Here is a 17,564-nt window from a genome sequence, read left to right on the forward strand (position 1 = left end):
ATGAATATAGGTAGAAAAGATGTTGCTTGGAGTTATTTAAGTTTATTAATGGTTCAAGGTATTAATATCATATTACTCCCAGTAATCGTCAGATATTTAAATACTATAGAACTAGGTTTATGGTATACGTTTACATCGCTTTATGGATTAGCAATGTTAATAGACTTCGGTTTTCAAACGATTATTTCTCGAAATGTGAGTTACTTATGGTCTGGTGCGCAAAGTATTAAAAGCAAAGGATATGAACTAGCGACAAGTAAAGATTCACAAATGAATATTCCTTACTTTGCTAGAGTCTTATCAACAGTTAGGTTTATATACACTTCAATGGGAACAATCATATTTTTATTATTTAGTACATTTGGCACGTGGTATATGTTTAGTATCAATGATAATCAAATTGATATTAAAATTATGTTGATTGCATGGGTTTTTTACATGCTTTCAATTGTTTTAAACATTAGTTACTCATATTGGAACTCGATCCTAAAAGGCATTGGAGCAATCAAAACATACAATCAAATCTTAGTTGTAACTAAATTAACTCAACTCATCTTATCTATTATTTTACTCATACTTGGTTTTGGACTGATTGGGGTTTCTGTAGCATATTTTATTTCTGTTATTGTTAATAGATTAATGCAATCCATTAGTTATTATAATTACTCAAATGAAACTAAAAAGACAAAACATCAACTTAAAGTTAAATATGACAAAGAAATATTTGGAGCAATTATTCCTAATACATTACGAACGGGCTCTATATCTTTATCAAACTATTTAATTATTAATTTCCCTATTATTTTAAGCTCTTATTTCTTATCTTTAGAAGTTTCAGGGAGATTTGGTTTTATTAATCAGATAGTAACTTTAATATTAATGCTTTCTAACTCATATTATAATACCTATCTTTCAAAATTTAACTATTTTAGAGTTAAAAATAAATATAATGAGCTAATCAAATTATTTAGAAAAGCTATTATTACAAGTTATGTGTTTAATATAGTCTCCTTTATTTTATTTTTACTGTTAGGTAATTATATTTTAGAAATTATAGGGGCAAACTATAGATTATTTAGTCTAATAACTATGATAATTATTTTGTTATATAGATTTTTATATAATAATCAAATTTTATTCACCAACTTTTTATCAACAAAGAATCTCATACCTCATCATAAATCTTTTTTAATTTCAGCAATTACTACTGTACTTGTACAAATAGTGATTTTAAAATTTTATAGCCCAAAACTAATGTGGCTTATATTACCATTACTATTTGTTCAATTAGCTCATAATAATTGGTATTGGGTTGCATATGTAATTAAAGATATTAAAAAAGATAAAATTGCTTTTCAAGCAAATCAATAAAATCAAATTGTTTGAGTAAGGGGTAAGATATGAAAATTTTATTTGTAGTTAACAATTTTAATTTTGGTGGACCTCAAAAGAGTTTGCTAAATTTATTATATGAATTAGAGGAAACAGACATTGAAATAGATTTAATGATTTTGAATCAACAAGATGAATTGACTAAGTATCTACCTTCTTATGTGAACGTTAAACCGGTTGATAGTAAGTTTTCAGTACTAATGTTAAATAAAAGCAATTTAATTCGTTCTATTTTTAAAAATTTGAATCATCCAATTCTTGTATGGAAAGCGTTAACTTTTGTTTTGAAAAGTAAATTAAATCTTCATGATAATACTAAAGCAAAACAGCAATTCTGGGTAAAGAACAAGTGGAAAAACAATAAAATAAAGAAACATTATGATTATGCAATCGGTGTTTCAGGAGGGCATTCAGTTTATTTTATAGAAGACTATATTAATGCAGATTATAAAATAGGCTGGATACGAACAGATTATAGAGTTTTAAAACGAAATCATAAAATCGATCAAAAATATTTTAATAAAATGACCGGAATGTTAGCTGTATCATCTATGTGTGCAAATATATTTAAAGATATATTTAATATAGAACCCCTTGTATTTTATAACAGTTTGCCGATTAAATTGTATGCCAACTTACCTGATGAGAATTTTATTATTAATTCAAAAACGTTAAACATAGCTACGATATGTAGACTTGATAATGGCAAAGGTTTAGATTTACTTATCGAAACGGCAACTATATTGAAAAAAAGAGGTCTCCAATTTAACTGGTATGTAGTTGGAGATGGAAAGTTAAAAGATTGGTTAGACAATGCTATCAAGGATAAAGAACTTGAAAACAATGTCATTCCACTAGGTTTTCGATTTAACACTGGAAGTATTGTACAAAAAATGGATATATTAGTTCATCCTTCAAGATTTGAAGGGAAATCTAATACCATTGATGAAGCATTGTATTACAACATACCTGTAGTGGCCACGAATTTTGAAACGGTTTATGAGCAAATCACTGATGGTCAGACTGGATTTATTGTAGAAATGAAACCAGAGTTTATTGCGTCAAAAATTGAAATGCTTAGCCAACATCGTGCTAAATTAATAGAGATTAAAAATAATTTAAGTGGTCAAAGTAAAGATCAGGTTAGTAAAGGACAAGAATTTATAAGTACGATTAATAAGGTGGGGAATTAATAATGTTAACAATTTTTACACCTACATATAACCGCGCGCATACTTTACCAAGATTATATCAATCTTTGGTAGCACAGACAGATTTTAATTTTGAATGGTTAATTGTAGATGATGGCTCTCAAGATGAAACCGAATCAGTAGTAAAAAGTTTTAATCAAAAACATTTTAATATTCGTTATATAAAACAACAAAACAGTGGTAAACATATTGCTACAAATGTAGGTTTAAAGGCTGCTAATGGTGAATTATTTACTGTTTTAGATAGTGATGATTGGTTTTATTCAGATGCAGTAGAGTTTTTTAATACTCAATTTAGAAAGAATAAAGATATGAAGGCACTCATCACATTAGATACATATGAAGATGGAACAGTGATAGGAGAAACATTGCCGACATTAACTAAAGTTAATTGGGTAGATCTAAGATATAAATATAAGGTAAGACATGATAAATGTTATGTATTTAGTTCACATGAGATAAGTCATATGACTTTTCCACAACATGGGAAATCAAGACATATGCCACCATCATATCAATGGTTTGAATTTAGTCAATTATATGATTGTCACTTAGCTAATAAAAGTACTAAATACGTGGAATATCAATCTGACGGTATTAGTAGTAAAGTTAAATCTAATTATTTTAAATCAGCAGAGAATTATTGTGAATATCGTAAAATTGCTCATAAACAATTACCTACATTAAAAGATAAAGTAATTAATTTTATGCTGTATGATATATCATGGATTCACACTAAGCTAAATCCTAAATATAGGTTTAAGGATTCTGAATTATTTTTAAATTCATTAATCTTTTTGCCTCCATCTTTGATTCTTTACATGTTTTATAAATTATCCTTTAAAAGGAAAGGATGGATATAATATATGAAGCTTACTCATAGATTAATTAATTTAATGCAAATACCATACAATAAGTTATCCAAAAAAATGAACGACTTATTATGGACTATCTTTTCAATAAGTGACTCTAAGATAGCCCTAACGACTAGGTATATGTATTTAAATAAATACGCAAGATTTTTAGGCAATAATATTTATATAGGTAAATATGTTTGCATTAAAAATATTAATAGATTATCTATTGGAGAAAATGTTAGTATTCATTCTTTTTCATATATCGATGCATTTGGGGATATAGACATAGGGAATAACGTATCAATTGCTAATCATTGCACACTTATATCATCAGATCATACATGGGAAGATAGTTTAAAATCTATAAAATGCAACAAAGTGGCTCCTAAACAAATAGTGATAGAAGATGATGTATGGATTGTTGCTGGAGTAAGAGTACTTGGAGGCACAACGATAAGTAGGCGCAATGTTATTGGTGCTGGGGCCGTATTAAAAAAATACACAACCAAATAAATTATACGTGGGTGTTCCTGCTAAAAAAATTAAGGAGGTTTAACTATGAAGGTTTTGATTACTGGAGTAGCTGGTTTTATTGGCTCGCACTTAGCCAAAAAATTAATCAGTCAAGGATATGAAGTTGTAGGTATTGATAATATTAATGATTATTATTCAATTCAACTCAAAGAAGATAGATTAAAGTCAATTGGTAAAGATAATTTTACTTTTTATAAAACTGATTTAGAAAATACTAATAAGGTTAATGAGATTTTTAGTAATGAAAAACCAGAAGTAGTTGTTAACTTAGCAGCACAGGCTGGAGTAAGATATAGCATTGATAATCCTAGAGCATATATCTATTCAAATATTGTAGGTTTTCTCAATGTTCTAGAAGGCTGTAGGCATCATAAAGTACATAATTTAATATATGCTTCATCAAGTTCAGTTTACGGTGCGAATACAAATAAGCCGTTTAAAACAGTTGATAATATCGACCATCCGTTAAGTTTATATGCAGCAACAAAAAAATCAAATGAATTGATGGCGCATACATACAGTGATTTGTATAACCTACCGACTACGGGACTTAGATTTTTTACAGTATATGGACCATGGGGTAGACCTGATATGGCATTATTCAAATTTACTAAAGCTGTAGTTAATGATGAAACTATTGATGTGTATAATCATGGCAAAATGATGCGCGATTTTACTTATGTGGATGATATTGTAGAGGCTATAAGCCGTTTAATTAAAAAGCCAGCTAGACCGAATCCAGATTGGTCTGGAGACAATCCAGATCCAAGTTCATCATATGCACCGTATAAAATCTACAATATCGGAAACAACAGTCCTGTGCGTTTAATGGAGTTTGTAGAAGCAATTGAAAATAAATTAGGAAAACCTGCGAAGAAAAACTATATGGATTTACAGCCAGGAGACGTTCCAGAAACATATGCAAATGTTGATGATTTATATAGAGACATCGATTTTAAACCTCAAACATCCATACAAGATGGCGTGAATAAATTTATTGATTGGTATGTAGAGTATTATAAATAAAGGAGATGCTAAATATGAATAGAAATATAGCAGTTGTAGGATTAGGTTATGTAGGTTTACCAGTAGCAGTAACTTTTGGAAAAAAATATCCGGTTATAGGCTTTGACATTAATGATAATCGGATTAAAGAATTAAAAGAAGATTATGATAGAACAAATGAAGTTACTACACAAGACTTAAAAGAAACAAATATTAATTTCATTTCTAATGCAGAAGATTTAAAACAAGCGGATTTTATTATTGTAGCAGTACCTACACCGATTGATAAAAATAACAAACCAGATTTGACACCACTTCTTAAGGCAAGTGAAACAGTAGGTAAAGTTTTGACTAAAGATACGATTGTTGTTTATGAATCAACTGTTTATCCAGGTGCTACTGAAGAAGACTGTGTACCTGTATTAGAAAGAGAATCAGGCTTAACTTGTGGAAAAGATTTCTTTGTTGGTTATTCTCCAGAAAGAATTAATCCAGGTGATAAAGTGCATACCTTTGAAACAATTACAAAAGTCGTTTCTGGACAGACACCTAAAGTGTTAGATATTGTAGCTGACGTATACGGCTCTGTGGTAACTGCTGGTGTGCATAAAGCATCATCTATCAAAGTAGCTGAAGCGGCTAAAGTTATTGAAAATACACAACGTGATGTCAATATAGCATTAATGAATGAATTAGCACTTATTTTTGATAAATTGAATATTGATACAAATGAAGTGTTAAGAGCTTCAGGGACTAAATGGAACTTCCTCAATTTTAAACCTGGTTTAGTAGGTGGTCATTGTATTGGTGTCGATCCTTACTATTTAACGCATAAAGCTCAAGAAGTAGGTCATCATCCAGAAGTCATTCTAGCTGGTCGTCGAATTAATGACGATATGTCGAAATTTATTGCTTCAAACGTAGTGAAAGGGTTATTAAAACAAGGATTAGAAGTTCAAGGTGCAATAGTAAATGTTTTAGGTTTAACTTTCAAAGAAAATTGTCCTGATTTAAGAAATACTAAAGTTATTCATATTATTGAAGAATTAAAAGACTATGGTTTAAACGTACATGTAAACGATGTCGAAGCAGATAGTAATGAAGCAGAAAAATTTTATAACATTAGTTTAGAAAACAAATCTCATTTGTCTAAAGCAGATGCGATAGTTTTTGCAGTAGCCCATAAAGAATATCTTAAGAATATGCAAGAGTATTTAAACTTAGTTAAAGATAATGGAGTTGTTTTTGATATAAAAGGTGTTATTCAAGATGATGAAATCAAAGCAAATCAAGGACTATGGCGCTTATAAAAAGAGTATTTATGTAGGTGAAGAAATTGAATAATAAAAAAATCTTCCATTTAGTGACAGTATCAAAAAGTATTCCTCTAATGAAAGGTCAAATAGAATATTTAAGAGACAAAGGTTTAGATGTTCATATCGTTTCATCAGAAGGGGAAGAACAAAAGATTTATCCCTCTAACATTGTACATGTAATTAACATGGAGAGAGAGATTTCTATAAAAAATGATATAAAATCGTTATATAATATGATTAAGTTATTTATTAAAGAGAAACCTCAAATTGTTAACTCAGGAACACCTAAAGCCGGGCTAATTGGAACATTAGCTGCTTTTATTACTAGAAGACCTGTTAGAATGTACACAGTCAGAGGCTTACGTCTTGAAACTGTCACAGGTTTAAAATATAAAATTCTCTATGCTATGGAAAAGTTAGCTATGTTTTGTGCTACTGATGTTATAGCAATCTCCGAAAGTTTGAAAAAAAGAATCGTTTCTTTAGGGTTAGAAAAAAAAGAAAATATTTCAGTTTTAGGATATGGTAGTAGTAATGGTATTAATCTAGACGATTATAACAAAAACGATGATTATATTCCTGTTACTATTGCTAATCAATTAGAGAATCACTTTGTTATAGGGTATGTTGGAAGAATAGTTAAAGATAAAGGAATCAGAGAAGTAGTGGAAGTATTTAAAATTCTTAAGCTAAAAGGTTATCTAGTAAAACTTTTGGTAGTAGGCGAAATTGAAGAAGACGATTCTATAGATAAGAAATACTTTAATTTTTTGGAAAGTAATGACGATGTTATTCTTACAGGGCAAGTAAATAAACCTGTCTGTTACTATAACCATATGGATGTTTTACTTTTCCCAACTTATAGAGAGGGGTTTGGTAACGTTAGTATTGAAGCGCAAGCTGTAGAAGTGCCAGTAATAACTTCAAATGCAACTGGGGCTCAAGATACTGTCGATGATGAGCAAACAGGGTTTATTGTTGACATTGGAGATTACAAAGCTATGGCTAACAAAACAGAAACACTAATGAACAATGAAATTTTAAGACAACGACTCGGTACAAATGCAAGAGTAAGGGTGGCTAAGCGATTCAAAAGTGAAATAGTATGGAAGCATTTAGAAACAATTTATAGAAATAAAAACTTTTAGAAAAGAGTGTTAGACTATGCTTAAACGTGCATTTGATATTATGGTTAGTGCTACCGGATTAATTTTATCTTCACCTATCACTTTAGGAGCATCAGTTCTTATTGCTAAGAAGCTAGGCAAACCAATACTATTTAGACAAACAAGACCAGGTGAAGGTGGAAAGCCATTCCAAATATATAAGTTTAGAACGATGACTGATGACAGAGATGATAATGGAGAATTACTACCAGATGCTCAAAGAATGACTCCATTGGGATCTTTTATTAGAAAATCAAGTATTGATGAATTACCTCAGCTGATTAACGTTTTAAAAGGAGATATTAGTTTAGTAGGACCTAGGCCTTTGTTAATGGAATACTTACCATTATATAACGATGAACAAAAAAAACGTCATGATGTTAAACCGGGTATAACTGGATGGGCTCAAATTAATGGTAGGAATGCTATTTCGTGGGATGCAAAATTTAAGCTTGACGTATGGTACGTAGAGAACCAATCATTTAAACTCGACCTGTACATCATCTATAAAACTATTGTTAATACAATAAAAAAGAAAGATATTACTGCACCTAATCATGTTACTACAGAAAAATTTAAGGGGAATTTAATATGAGTAAACCAGTTCTATTAATTGGTATGGGCGGACATTCTAAAGTAATTAAAGATATTATAGAGAATGATGCAAAATTTTATGTAGCTGGTTACCTGGATGATGCAATTAACAATTATCACAAAGAACACCAATTAATTTATGATAATTTAAAACGCATTGATAATTATAAAAATGATTATTATTTTGTTATAGCCATTGGTGACAACTTTGTTAGAGAAAAGATTTTTATTAAATCTCATATTTCAATTGAACAATTTCCAGTATTAATACATTCGACTGCTTGTGTAAGCCCTAGCGCTTCAATTGGTTATGGAACAGTTGTAATGCCTTTAGCGGTTGTCAATGCTGATACCACAATTGGAGTTCATTCTATAGTTAATACTAGTTCTGTTATCGAACATGATAATGTGATTGGAGATTATGTTCATATTTCGCCTAATGCTGTTTTAGCAGGTGGTGTTGAAGTAGGTGCATTTACTCACATCGCTTTAAATACTACAGTGTTACCCCAAGTAAATATTGGAAAAAAATGTGTTGTAGGAGCAGGTTCGACAGTAATTAAAGATGTAAAATCAGAATCAACAGTTATAGGAACGCCAGCAAAAATTAAGGAGTGAAAAAATTGGAAGAAGAGAGAATTTTCTTATCTAGACCACATATGGGTGGAAGTGAACAAAAGTATATACGAGATGCATTTGATAAAAACTGGATTGCACCATTAGGAGAAAATGTTACAGAATTTGAAAATAGCGTAAAAGATTATGTGGGTGCAACTTCGGCATTAGCTGTTGGCAGTGGTACTTTTGCGATTCACTTAGCTTTGATTGAAGCTGGCGTTCAAAAAGACGATATTGTTTTCTGTAGTTCATTAACATTTTGTGCTTCAGCAAATCCTATTATTTATCAAGGAGCCAAGCCTGTATTTATTGATTCAGAAACAGCCTCTTGGAATATGTCTCCTTCAGCTTTAAGAAAAGCATTCGATAAATATAAATCTCAAGGAATTAAGCCTAAAGCAGTTATAGCAGTCAATCTTTATGGGCAATCCGCTAGAATAGATGAAATTAAAGAAATTTGTGATGAAAATAATGTATTGCTCGTTGAGGATGCAGCAGAATCACTAGGTGCTGACTATAAAGGTCAAATGAGTGGAACATTTGGGCATTTTGGAACGTTTTCTTTTAATGGTAATAAAATTATTACTACAAGTGGAGGAGGCATGTTAATCTCTAATAATCAAGAAGCTATTAACCATGCATTGTTTTTATCGACTCAAGCAAGGGATAGAACACTACATTATCAACATAGCCAGTTAGGTTTTAATTATAGACTAAGCAATATTTCTGCTGGTATAGGTAGAGGTCAAATGGAAGTACTTGATGAACGTATTCAACGACGACGTGAAATTTTTAAAACTTATGAAAAAGAACTATCCCCATTAGGGGGGGTTAATTTTCAACCTGAATTACCAGACTCACACTCAAATCGATGGTTAACTGCATTAACAATTGATCCTAACAAAACTGGTTTTACTGCTACAGATTTAATCGAAAATTTACAAGAAAATAATATTGAAGCTAGACCTGTTTGGAAACCAATGCATTTACAACCATTGTATAAAGGGTACGATTGTATCTACGAAGGTGAAGATAATGGTGCATTTTTATTTGAAAATGGTGTATGCTTACCTTCAGGATCAGATATGTCTGACAAACAACAAATGCGTGTGATTAATATTATTAAAAAAGCACATAAGAGGGGGTAGCTTATGGCCAAAGAGAAGAAAAAGAAATCTTTAGTCTTAAAAGTTATTGTAACTATATTAATCATTTTAATTGTTTTAGCGATTGCCATTGGGATTTATGTTTTTTCTAAAGTTAATTCATTGAGCAATGCTATACACAATCCGTTAGATAGAGATAAATCTGAATTAAGAAAAAAACCTGTTGGTGATGGGGATCCGGTATCAATCGTTATTTATGGTATCGATGAAGATGCTAAACGTAAGCAACAAAATCTTGGGCAACGAACTGATTCGATTGTCATGATGTCTATTAATCCTAAAGATCATAAAACAGTGATGGTAAGTGTACCACGTGATACTAGAGCAAAAATCGTTGGTCGAGGTACAACTGAAAAAATCAATCATGCTTATGCATATGGTGGCCCTGATATGGCAGTAAAATCCTTAGAAGAATTGACAAATGTACCAGTCGATCATTATGCAGCTATTAATATGGATGGCGTTAAAAGTGTTGTTGATGATTTAGGTGGAGTCGATATTACAAGTAATGCAACCTTTAATTTCCACGGTTATCAGTTTAATAAAGGTCAAAAATACCATATGAATGGAGATAAGGCGCTTACTTACATGAGAAGTCGTGAACAAGAAGGTGCTGGTGGTGACAGCGGTCGTCAATTGCGCCAACAACAAGTGATTGAAGTGGTTGCTAAAGATGGATTACAATTAGGTTCACTAACTAAAATTGATGGGATCTTTAAAGCAGCTGAAGATAATGTGAAAACGGATTTAAGTTTAACACAGTTAAATAAAATGCGTGAAAATTATAATGATACTCAAGATAATGTTAAACTCTATACAATTCAAGGTGAGAATAAAGTAGGTAATGATAACCTTTGGTACTTCTATCCTGATGATAATAGCCTAAATGATGTAATGAAAAAATATAGAGATAATTTAGATTTATAAAAAAGCAACCCGTTAGAACGTTAGAAGCATTCTAACGGGCTATTTTAATTTTAAAAACAGCCTGGGACATCATTGCCTCAGGTTGTTTATTGGAAGTCGATGACTGAATTGAAAATGCGCTTATATCAGACTTCTTCAACAATAGTCCGATACCCCAATAAAGAGAATTTCAGCCGGATATCCCACATACAATGCAAGTTGGACCAGCGAATTCAATATGATTTCCCAATCTCTTAGCTTTAAACACCTAATTATTGTTGATTTTGATTTGATGTAATATCTTTTTTAAAGAAATCAAAGATGTTTTTAGCACTTTGTGTATTTTCCATGTTACCTTTAAATTTGCTTGAACCTGGCCCGTAAGCGTAAGTATTCACGTCTACTCCTGTATGTCCATTTGTCGTCCATCCAGTGTGTGATTCATCGTTAATTGGTTTTTGGATGGCATTTTGTAATTTTGTAGTTTGTGCTACTACTTTTTCATCTTTTTCGCCTTTACCTTCTTTTGGAAGTTTGTGTAATTCTTTAGCAGCTTCTTTCACTTTATCCAATTGTTGGCTAGGAAAATTAATGCCGTACCCTTCGTTAATTACCTTTTCAGGGTCTTTTCCAGCAACAATTTGTTTAGTCATATACATACCAGAATGCTTCATTTTATGAATAGCTTCTGGATTCCATTTATAATCTTTGCCTTTCGCAATAGATAAGCCACCAGTTGAATGGTCAGCTGTTGCTACAACCAGCGTATCTTTGTGTGTTTCAGCATAATTAATGGCATTATCGAAAGCGGTTTCGAAACCTGACATTTCTGACATAACTCCAGTGATATCGTTAGGGTGTGCAGCTTTATCAATAGATGCACCTTCAACCATTAAGAAGAATCCTTTATTGTTTTTGCTTAATTTGTTTAAAGCACTATTTTCCATATCTACTAGTAATGGATTTGATTTTGGTGCATCAATTTGTAATGGCATATCTTTTTCTGAGAACGTACCTAGCACTTTGTTACTTTGCGAGTTATTTAATTCACTCTTATTAGAAACTAAATCATAGCCATCTCTTTTAAATTTTTTATCAAGGTTACCATTGTTTTTACCAAAGTATTTAGAACCGCCACCTAACATAACATCAACTTTGTGTTGGCCATTAATTCTATCTTTATAAAATTGTTGTGCGATATCATCTTTTTTATCTCGAGAATCAATATGAGCTGCATACACTGAAGGTGTTGCGTCAGTTAATTCAGTTGTTATAACTAATCCAGTAGATTTACCTTGTTCTTTTGCTTGTTCAAGTACAGATTTTACAGGTTTTTTATTTGTGTCAACACTAATTGCACCATTGTATGTTTTGTGACCAGTTGCAAAGGCTGTACCACCAGCAGCTGAGTCTGTTACATTTTCTTTAGGATCATTTGGATAAGTGCGGTTTGTTCCTTTTAAGTATTTATCAAAAGCAGTAGGTTTTAGTGTTTTAGCACCTGATTTGTTTTTGTAATAGCGATAGGCTGTATTAAATGATGGTCCCATGCCATCGCTAACCATGAAAATAACATTTTTAGGATTTTTTGTGTTACCGAAGGCAATCGCTCTGTCTTGTCCTTGTTGGCCTTGGGCATTTTCATCTAGACTTGCACTGCTATCTGATGCAAATGATACATTCGCTACACCTAATATTGTCGCTGCTACCATTGAAGTAGCTATCGTAGTTTTACCAAATTTGTTTATCAAACGCATAATTAAATTGCCCCCTGATATTTAAATATGTATTACAATGTCAGTATAGAATACGAGTTTTGACTAAAAGTAACGTTTAAGTAAATTAAATGTAAATATATATTATTCGAAAAATAATTTAAAAACATATTGCATAAAATTGGTTAGAACTTAGTTTTGAATTTAGGCACAATTTATAAAAATTGAACTCGACAGAAGTTTAAAATATTGTTAAATAGTGTGTAGTCAAAAAATATATTTTCCTGAGTTAAACATGTAAAATAAAGGTAAACAGTTTTTACTATTATTAGTAGTTAATATTTCTAAAAGAGGGTGAGCAAAATGATTATTATAATGTTATCTCCGCTTTTAATTGTTTTGTTTATTGTATTAAGTATTTTAGAGGAGAAACGTAGAAGTAAAAAGAAACAAAATGAACAAGACCAAATTGATAAAGATAAAAATAAAGTTTATGATTCAAAAGAAGACAAATCATAAAGATAATAGTGTGAAAGGTGAAAGTATATGAAGATTCTCATAGTAGAAGATGACCTAGTGATTGCAGAAAGCTTAGAGAATGAGCTTTCTAAATGGAATTATGAGGTAGTTGTTGTAGACAATTTCGAGCAAATTATGGAAGATTTTCATGAAGTTGCACCTCAACTTGTTTTGTTGGACATTAATTTGCCGACACTCAATGGTTTTCATTGGTGTCAGGAAATGCGTAAAGAATCTAATGTTCCAATTATGTTTATTAGTTCTCGTATAGACAATATGGATCAAATTATGGCTATTCAAATGGGTGGCGATGGTTTTATTGAGAAACCTTTCAATTTATCTTTAACTGTTGCTAAAATTCAAGCACTTTTACGTCGTACTTATGATTTATCTCTATCTAGAAACGAACTTGAAGTAAAAGGGTGCAAGCTAATCTTAGATGAAGCAAAAATTATAAATGGTGATGACACTGTGCAGCTATCTCTGACAGAGCTGCAGATTTTAAAGCTATTGTTTCAAAATGAGGATAAATATGTGAATCGTACAGCGTTAATTGAAAAATGTTGGGAATCTGAAAATTTCATTGACGATAATACACTTGCTGTAAATATGACTCGATTGCGTAAAAAACTGCTTTCCATAGGATTAACTGACTTTATTGAAACTAAGAAAAATGTTGGATACAGGGTTTAAGTGATATGAAATTAGCATTTATTAAATCAATTCGTAGTGAAATTATAATCATTTTAATGACCTTTTTATTGTTTGCATTGATCTTTTATTTATTTTCCCTACCATTTGAAGCATATGGATTAACTTTAGGAATTATATTACTGATTATCACCATTCGTTGGTGGATAAAATATTTAGGGTTCAAGGAAGAAGATTTAAGAGTTACAGTTCAACATTTGGAAAATGAATTAACACATGTCAAAAATCAACAAATTGAATATCGGAATGATGTTGAAAGCTACTTTCTCACGTGGATACATCAAATCAAAACACCAATCACTGCTACACAACTTTTATTAGAAAGAAATGAAGAAAATGTCGTCAATCGTGTAAGACAGGAAGTTGTTCAAATTGATAATTATACGAGCTTAGCACTAAGTTATTTAAAATTGTTGAATGAAGAGTCAGATATGACAATTTCAAAAGTTAAAGTAGATAACCTTATTCGACCATTAATTTTAAAGTACAGAATTCAATTTATTGAACAACGCACAAACATTCATTATAAAAAAGTTGAAGAAGATATTTTAACTGATGCACAGTGGACGTCAATAATGATTGAGCAAATTTTAAATAACGCTTTAAAATATGCTAGAGGTAAAGACATTTGGATAGACTTTGATGCCACACATCGGATTTTAAAAATTAAAGATAATGGTGTAGGTATTAGTAAAGCAGATGTGCCTAAAATATTCGATAAAGGTTACTCAGGGTATAATGGTAGACTCAATCAAGAATCTAGTGGTATCGGCTTATTTATTGTTAAACATATTGCAAATCATTTGAATTTGGATGTATCAGTGGACTCAGAACTTGGTGTGGAGACAACATTTACAATACATTTTCCTCAAGAGGATTAAGTTAACTTTCAAAATTGTAAGGTTGCCAATGATATTTGTAAGAAATTATAAATGTGATTGGCAATTTTTTATTTTATGATAGTAGGTAAGACGAGAAGGGGGCTTTCGTGATGTTATTAGAGGTTAAAAATGTTAAAAAAGTTTATGGCAGAGGACTCAATACAACGACAGCTTTAAATAATATGAACCTTAAAATAGATAAAGGTGAATTTGTTGCTATCATGGGTGAATCAGGTTCTGGTAAATCCACATTACTAAATCTTATAGCAACTTTTGATCAACTCACTGAAGGTTTTATCACGCTTGATGACACATCTTTTAATCAATTAAGAAATAAGGAAATTGCACGTTTTCGACGAGAAACGATGGGGTTTGTCTTTCAAGATTTCAACGTCTTAAATACATTGTCCAATAAAGATAATATTTTAATGCCACTTGTACTTGCCAATGAACGTTCATCAGTGATGCATCAACGTTTGACTGAATTGAGTGGGCAATTGGGGATTTCAGACTTACTTGAAAAGTATCCCTACGAAATCTCAGGCGGACAAAAACAACGTGTTGCTATTGCACGTGCACTTATTGTTAAGCCAAAGTTACTTCTAGCTGATGAACCAACAGGAGCCCTTGATTCAAAAACTTCTAAAAAACTTATGAAACTATTCAGACAAATCAATCAAGGCTATCAAACCATTTTAATGGTAACACATTCAAATATTGATGCTTCGTATGCAGAGCGTGTGATTTTCATCAAAGATGGTCGTTTATATCATGAATTATATCGTGGAGAAGAATCACAATCAGATTATCAAAAACGTATAGCCGATAGTTTAGCAATGTTGAATGGAGCAGGTGAATAACATGACCTTCAAGATACTGTGGAACATGATTAAACGAGATTTTGTCATTCAACGTCATGTAATCATCCCCTTTATTATTGCCGTTAGTATAATGTTTGGCAAAGAATACATATTGCTATCATTAACGACTAATATTTATTTAAGTCAGCATAACCCAGAATTAAAAATATCAGCAATCATTGGTATCATTTTTATGACAATACTTACATTTATATTTGTCATTTATGCAAATAATTTTGTGATTAATCATAAAAAAAAAGAATTTGCATTAAATATGATTTTAGGTATGGAAAAGAAACATATAAGATTAATTATTTTTATTGAGCTTGCAATTCAATTTTCAATATCTGCGGTACTAAGCATCGTTGGAGGTTACTTATTTGGTGAGCTCTTTTTCATGATATTAAATAAGTTAATCAATGCGCGTTATTCACATTTGTCCGCATATCCTTTTGATATATTATCAATGACTATTACATTAATCATGTTATTTACTTTGATGTTGTTATTATTCATTATTAGTAATTTTAAGATTACATTTAAAAAGTCCTTACAATTAATACGGAGAGGTAAAGAGACAGAGCGACATACATCTAATATTGTTTTAAGTACTCTTTTAATTGTAAGCATACTACTTACTGCTCTAGGTTACTATTTAGCATTAAAGCCTAATACTGCAATTGGTTCAATAGGTATTTTGTTTATAGCAATACTAGCTACTTTTATAGGCACATATTTACTTTTTATTAGTTTAGGAACAATGATTTTAACGGCATTACAAAGAATCAATCATTTCTATTATAAGCCTAATAACTTCTTTTTTATTGCTGGGCTCAATTCTAGAGTGAAATCAAGCGCCATTGGTTTAGCAACGATTTCATTGATTTGTACATTTCTGCTCGTTACTTTTAGTATGACAGTAACTACTTATCGTGATATGGACGAAAGATTCGATCAAGCTTTTAAAAATGATTTTACAGGATATTATAACGGTGACTTTCATCATAATAAAAAGCTCAAACAGAAGATAATAGAGTTAAAAAGGGACATTCACAAAAAGGTACCAACAGACCAATTTAAAGTATTTACTCAAGGTATTATAAATGCAGAGTTACAGGGCGGTGCTTATCATAAAGTATTAGAAAAGCAAACTGTTTCAAATAACTTGTTTAATTTTAGTAGTGGACAACGGCTAAATACGTTTATTTCTATATACAATAAAGAGGACTATAATCAATTTAATAAAAAGATACGGTTAGCGGATAATGAGGTGGCGATGAGTACACATGTTAGCTTATTTAAGAAGATAGAGACATTGAAAATATTCAGCAAAACGTATCATGTGAAATATATTGATGATAGCCTTACAGACAATATTATGTATGTGGATGGCATTAATTTAATTGTTAAAAATCAGCAACAAATGAATCAATTAGTTGATTATTTTGCGAATAATAAGTATGAAGATGTCATCTCAACCCCAAAAAATATTAAAACCACTGTAGAATTTAACGTACTTAATGAAAAAGATAAATCCAATAATTATATAGCTAAGGTGGGTCAGCAACACGACATTGGCTTACAAGCTAAGAAAGATTACTTAACTATATGGAAACAAATTAATTCCAGTTTAGTATTTGTCGGAAGTATAGTTTCTTTGGTGCTACTGATTGGTGTCTTTTTAATGATGTATTATAAACAGGTGTCAGAAGGATATGAGGATAGAGAAGAATATCAAGTGATGAAAAAGGTTGGGTTAGACGAAGCGTTAATTAAAAAAACGATTAATAAGCAAGTTGTTTGGGTATTTTTAATTCCTGTTATAGTTGCAATCATTCATACATTAGTTGCCTCTCGGATTATTTATGCAGTGTTAGGGATTATTGGTCAATACAATTTAGGCTTGTTTGTCTCAAGTTATATGGGTGTGATTGTAACATTTATTGTTATCTATTCACTAATGTATTGGGTTACTTCTCGCATTTATTATATGATGATTAATAGTAGACGCTAATTAGTTTTTGATTAATCAAAAATGACTTCAAAAAAAAGTCTATATAAAATATACTTTTAATTAGTAAGTAAATGAATTCAGCCACTTATAGAGGAGGAT

17 protein-coding genes are annotated in these 17,564 nt (G+C 30.9%); 16 read left to right on the plus strand and 1 reads right to left on the minus strand.

Annotated elements, in window-relative coordinates; translation table 11 throughout:
* The 11 genes from wzx to DYE57_RS01350 are packed head-to-tail and all read left to right on the plus strand — an operon-like array spanning nt 1 to nt 10,786.
* The gene (wzx, locus tag DYE57_RS01300; RefSeq protein ID WP_115312581.1) at nt 1-1,371 is read left to right on the plus strand and encodes an O-unit flippase-like protein; all 1,371 of its coding nucleotides are present in this window, start codon (nt 1-3) and stop codon (nt 1,369-1,371) included.
* A gap of 29 nt (nt 1,372-1,400) precedes the next feature.
* Nucleotides 1,401-2,585 (plus strand): glycosyltransferase, encoded by a 1,185-nt coding sequence (locus DYE57_RS01305; protein ID WP_115312582.1) that lies wholly within the window; start codon nt 1,401-1,403, stop codon nt 2,583-2,585.
* A gap of 2 nt (nt 2,586-2,587) precedes the next feature.
* On the plus strand, nt 2,588-3,466 hold the full coding sequence (locus DYE57_RS01310; protein ID WP_115312583.1) for a glycosyltransferase family 2 protein: 879 nt from the start codon (nt 2,588-2,590) through the stop codon (nt 3,464-3,466).
* A gap of 3 nt (nt 3,467-3,469) precedes the next feature.
* A complete protein-coding gene (locus DYE57_RS01315) occupies nt 3,470-3,973 on the plus strand; it encodes an acyltransferase (protein WP_115312584.1) in 504 nt (167 codons plus the stop codon).
* A 45-nt stretch (nt 3,974-4,018) separates the two neighbouring features.
* Complete coding sequence (locus DYE57_RS01320) at nt 4,019-5,020, plus strand: NAD-dependent epimerase (protein ID WP_115312585.1); 1,002 nt, start codon at nt 4,019-4,021, stop codon at nt 5,018-5,020.
* A 14-nt stretch (nt 5,021-5,034) separates the two neighbouring features.
* Nucleotides 5,035-6,309: a nucleotide sugar dehydrogenase gene (locus tag DYE57_RS01325; protein ID WP_115312586.1), complete on the plus strand. Its 1,275-nt coding sequence runs from the start codon at nt 5,035-5,037 to the stop codon at nt 6,307-6,309.
* Between the two features lie 17 nt (nt 6,310-6,326).
* On the plus strand, nt 6,327-7,463 hold the full coding sequence (locus tag DYE57_RS01330) for a glycosyltransferase family 4 protein (RefSeq protein ID WP_238994482.1): 1,137 nt from the start codon (nt 6,327-6,329) through the stop codon (nt 7,461-7,463).
* Nucleotides 7,464-7,479: 16 nt separating this feature from the next.
* Complete coding sequence (locus DYE57_RS01335; RefSeq protein ID WP_115312588.1) at nt 7,480-8,076, plus strand: sugar transferase; 597 nt, start codon at nt 7,480-7,482, stop codon at nt 8,074-8,076.
* Nucleotides 8,073-8,693 (plus strand): acetyltransferase, encoded by a 621-nt coding sequence (locus tag DYE57_RS01340; protein ID WP_115312589.1) that lies wholly within the window; start codon nt 8,073-8,075, stop codon nt 8,691-8,693. Before DYE57_RS01335 ends, DYE57_RS01340 begins: the two co-directional genes overlap by 4 nt.
* A gap of 5 nt (nt 8,694-8,698) precedes the next feature.
* Nucleotides 8,699-9,841, plus strand: coding sequence for a DegT/DnrJ/EryC1/StrS family aminotransferase (locus DYE57_RS01345; RefSeq protein WP_269780153.1), 1,143 nt, complete (start codon nt 8,699-8,701; stop codon nt 9,839-9,841).
* A gap of 3 nt (nt 9,842-9,844) precedes the next feature.
* Nucleotides 9,845-10,786: an LCP family glycopolymer transferase gene (locus DYE57_RS01350; protein ID WP_115312590.1), complete on the plus strand. Its 942-nt coding sequence runs from the start codon at nt 9,845-9,847 to the stop codon at nt 10,784-10,786.
* Nucleotides 10,787-11,037: 251 nt separating this feature from the next.
* Here the strand turns inward: DYE57_RS01350 and DYE57_RS01355 are convergent, their stop codons facing one another.
* Nucleotides 11,038-12,522: an alkaline phosphatase gene (locus DYE57_RS01355; RefSeq protein ID WP_115312591.1), complete on the minus strand. Its 1,485-nt coding sequence runs from the start codon at nt 12,520-12,522 to the stop codon at nt 11,038-11,040.
* Nucleotides 12,523-12,843: 321 nt separating this feature from the next.
* On the opposite strand from DYE57_RS01355, the gene DYE57_RS11790 reads away from it, so the two are divergent.
* From DYE57_RS11790 to DYE57_RS01375, 5 genes are all read left to right on the plus strand, one after another.
* Nucleotides 12,844-12,999, plus strand: coding sequence for a hypothetical protein (locus DYE57_RS11790; RefSeq protein WP_165417837.1), 156 nt, complete (start codon nt 12,844-12,846; stop codon nt 12,997-12,999).
* 27 nt (nt 13,000-13,026) lie between these two features.
* Entirely contained in the window at nt 13,027-13,692 is a 666-nt protein-coding gene (locus DYE57_RS01360; RefSeq protein WP_115312592.1) for a response regulator transcription factor, read from the plus strand.
* A 5-nt stretch (nt 13,693-13,697) separates the two neighbouring features.
* Entirely contained in the window at nt 13,698-14,591 is an 894-nt protein-coding gene (locus tag DYE57_RS01365) for a sensor histidine kinase (RefSeq protein ID WP_115312593.1), read from the plus strand.
* A 110-nt stretch (nt 14,592-14,701) separates the two neighbouring features.
* On the plus strand, nt 14,702-15,451 hold the full coding sequence (locus DYE57_RS01370) for an ABC transporter ATP-binding protein (protein WP_115312594.1): 750 nt from the start codon (nt 14,702-14,704) through the stop codon (nt 15,449-15,451).
* Nucleotide 15,452: 1 nt separating this feature from the next.
* Entirely contained in the window at nt 15,453-17,465 is a 2,013-nt protein-coding gene (locus DYE57_RS01375) for an FtsX-like permease family protein (RefSeq protein WP_115312595.1), read from the plus strand.
* Nucleotides 17,466-17,564 lie beyond the last annotated feature (99 nt).

It is taken from the genome of Staphylococcus saccharolyticus (assembly GCF_900458815.1).
Taxonomy (GTDB): domain Bacteria; phylum Bacillota; class Bacilli; order Staphylococcales; family Staphylococcaceae; genus Staphylococcus; species Staphylococcus saccharolyticus.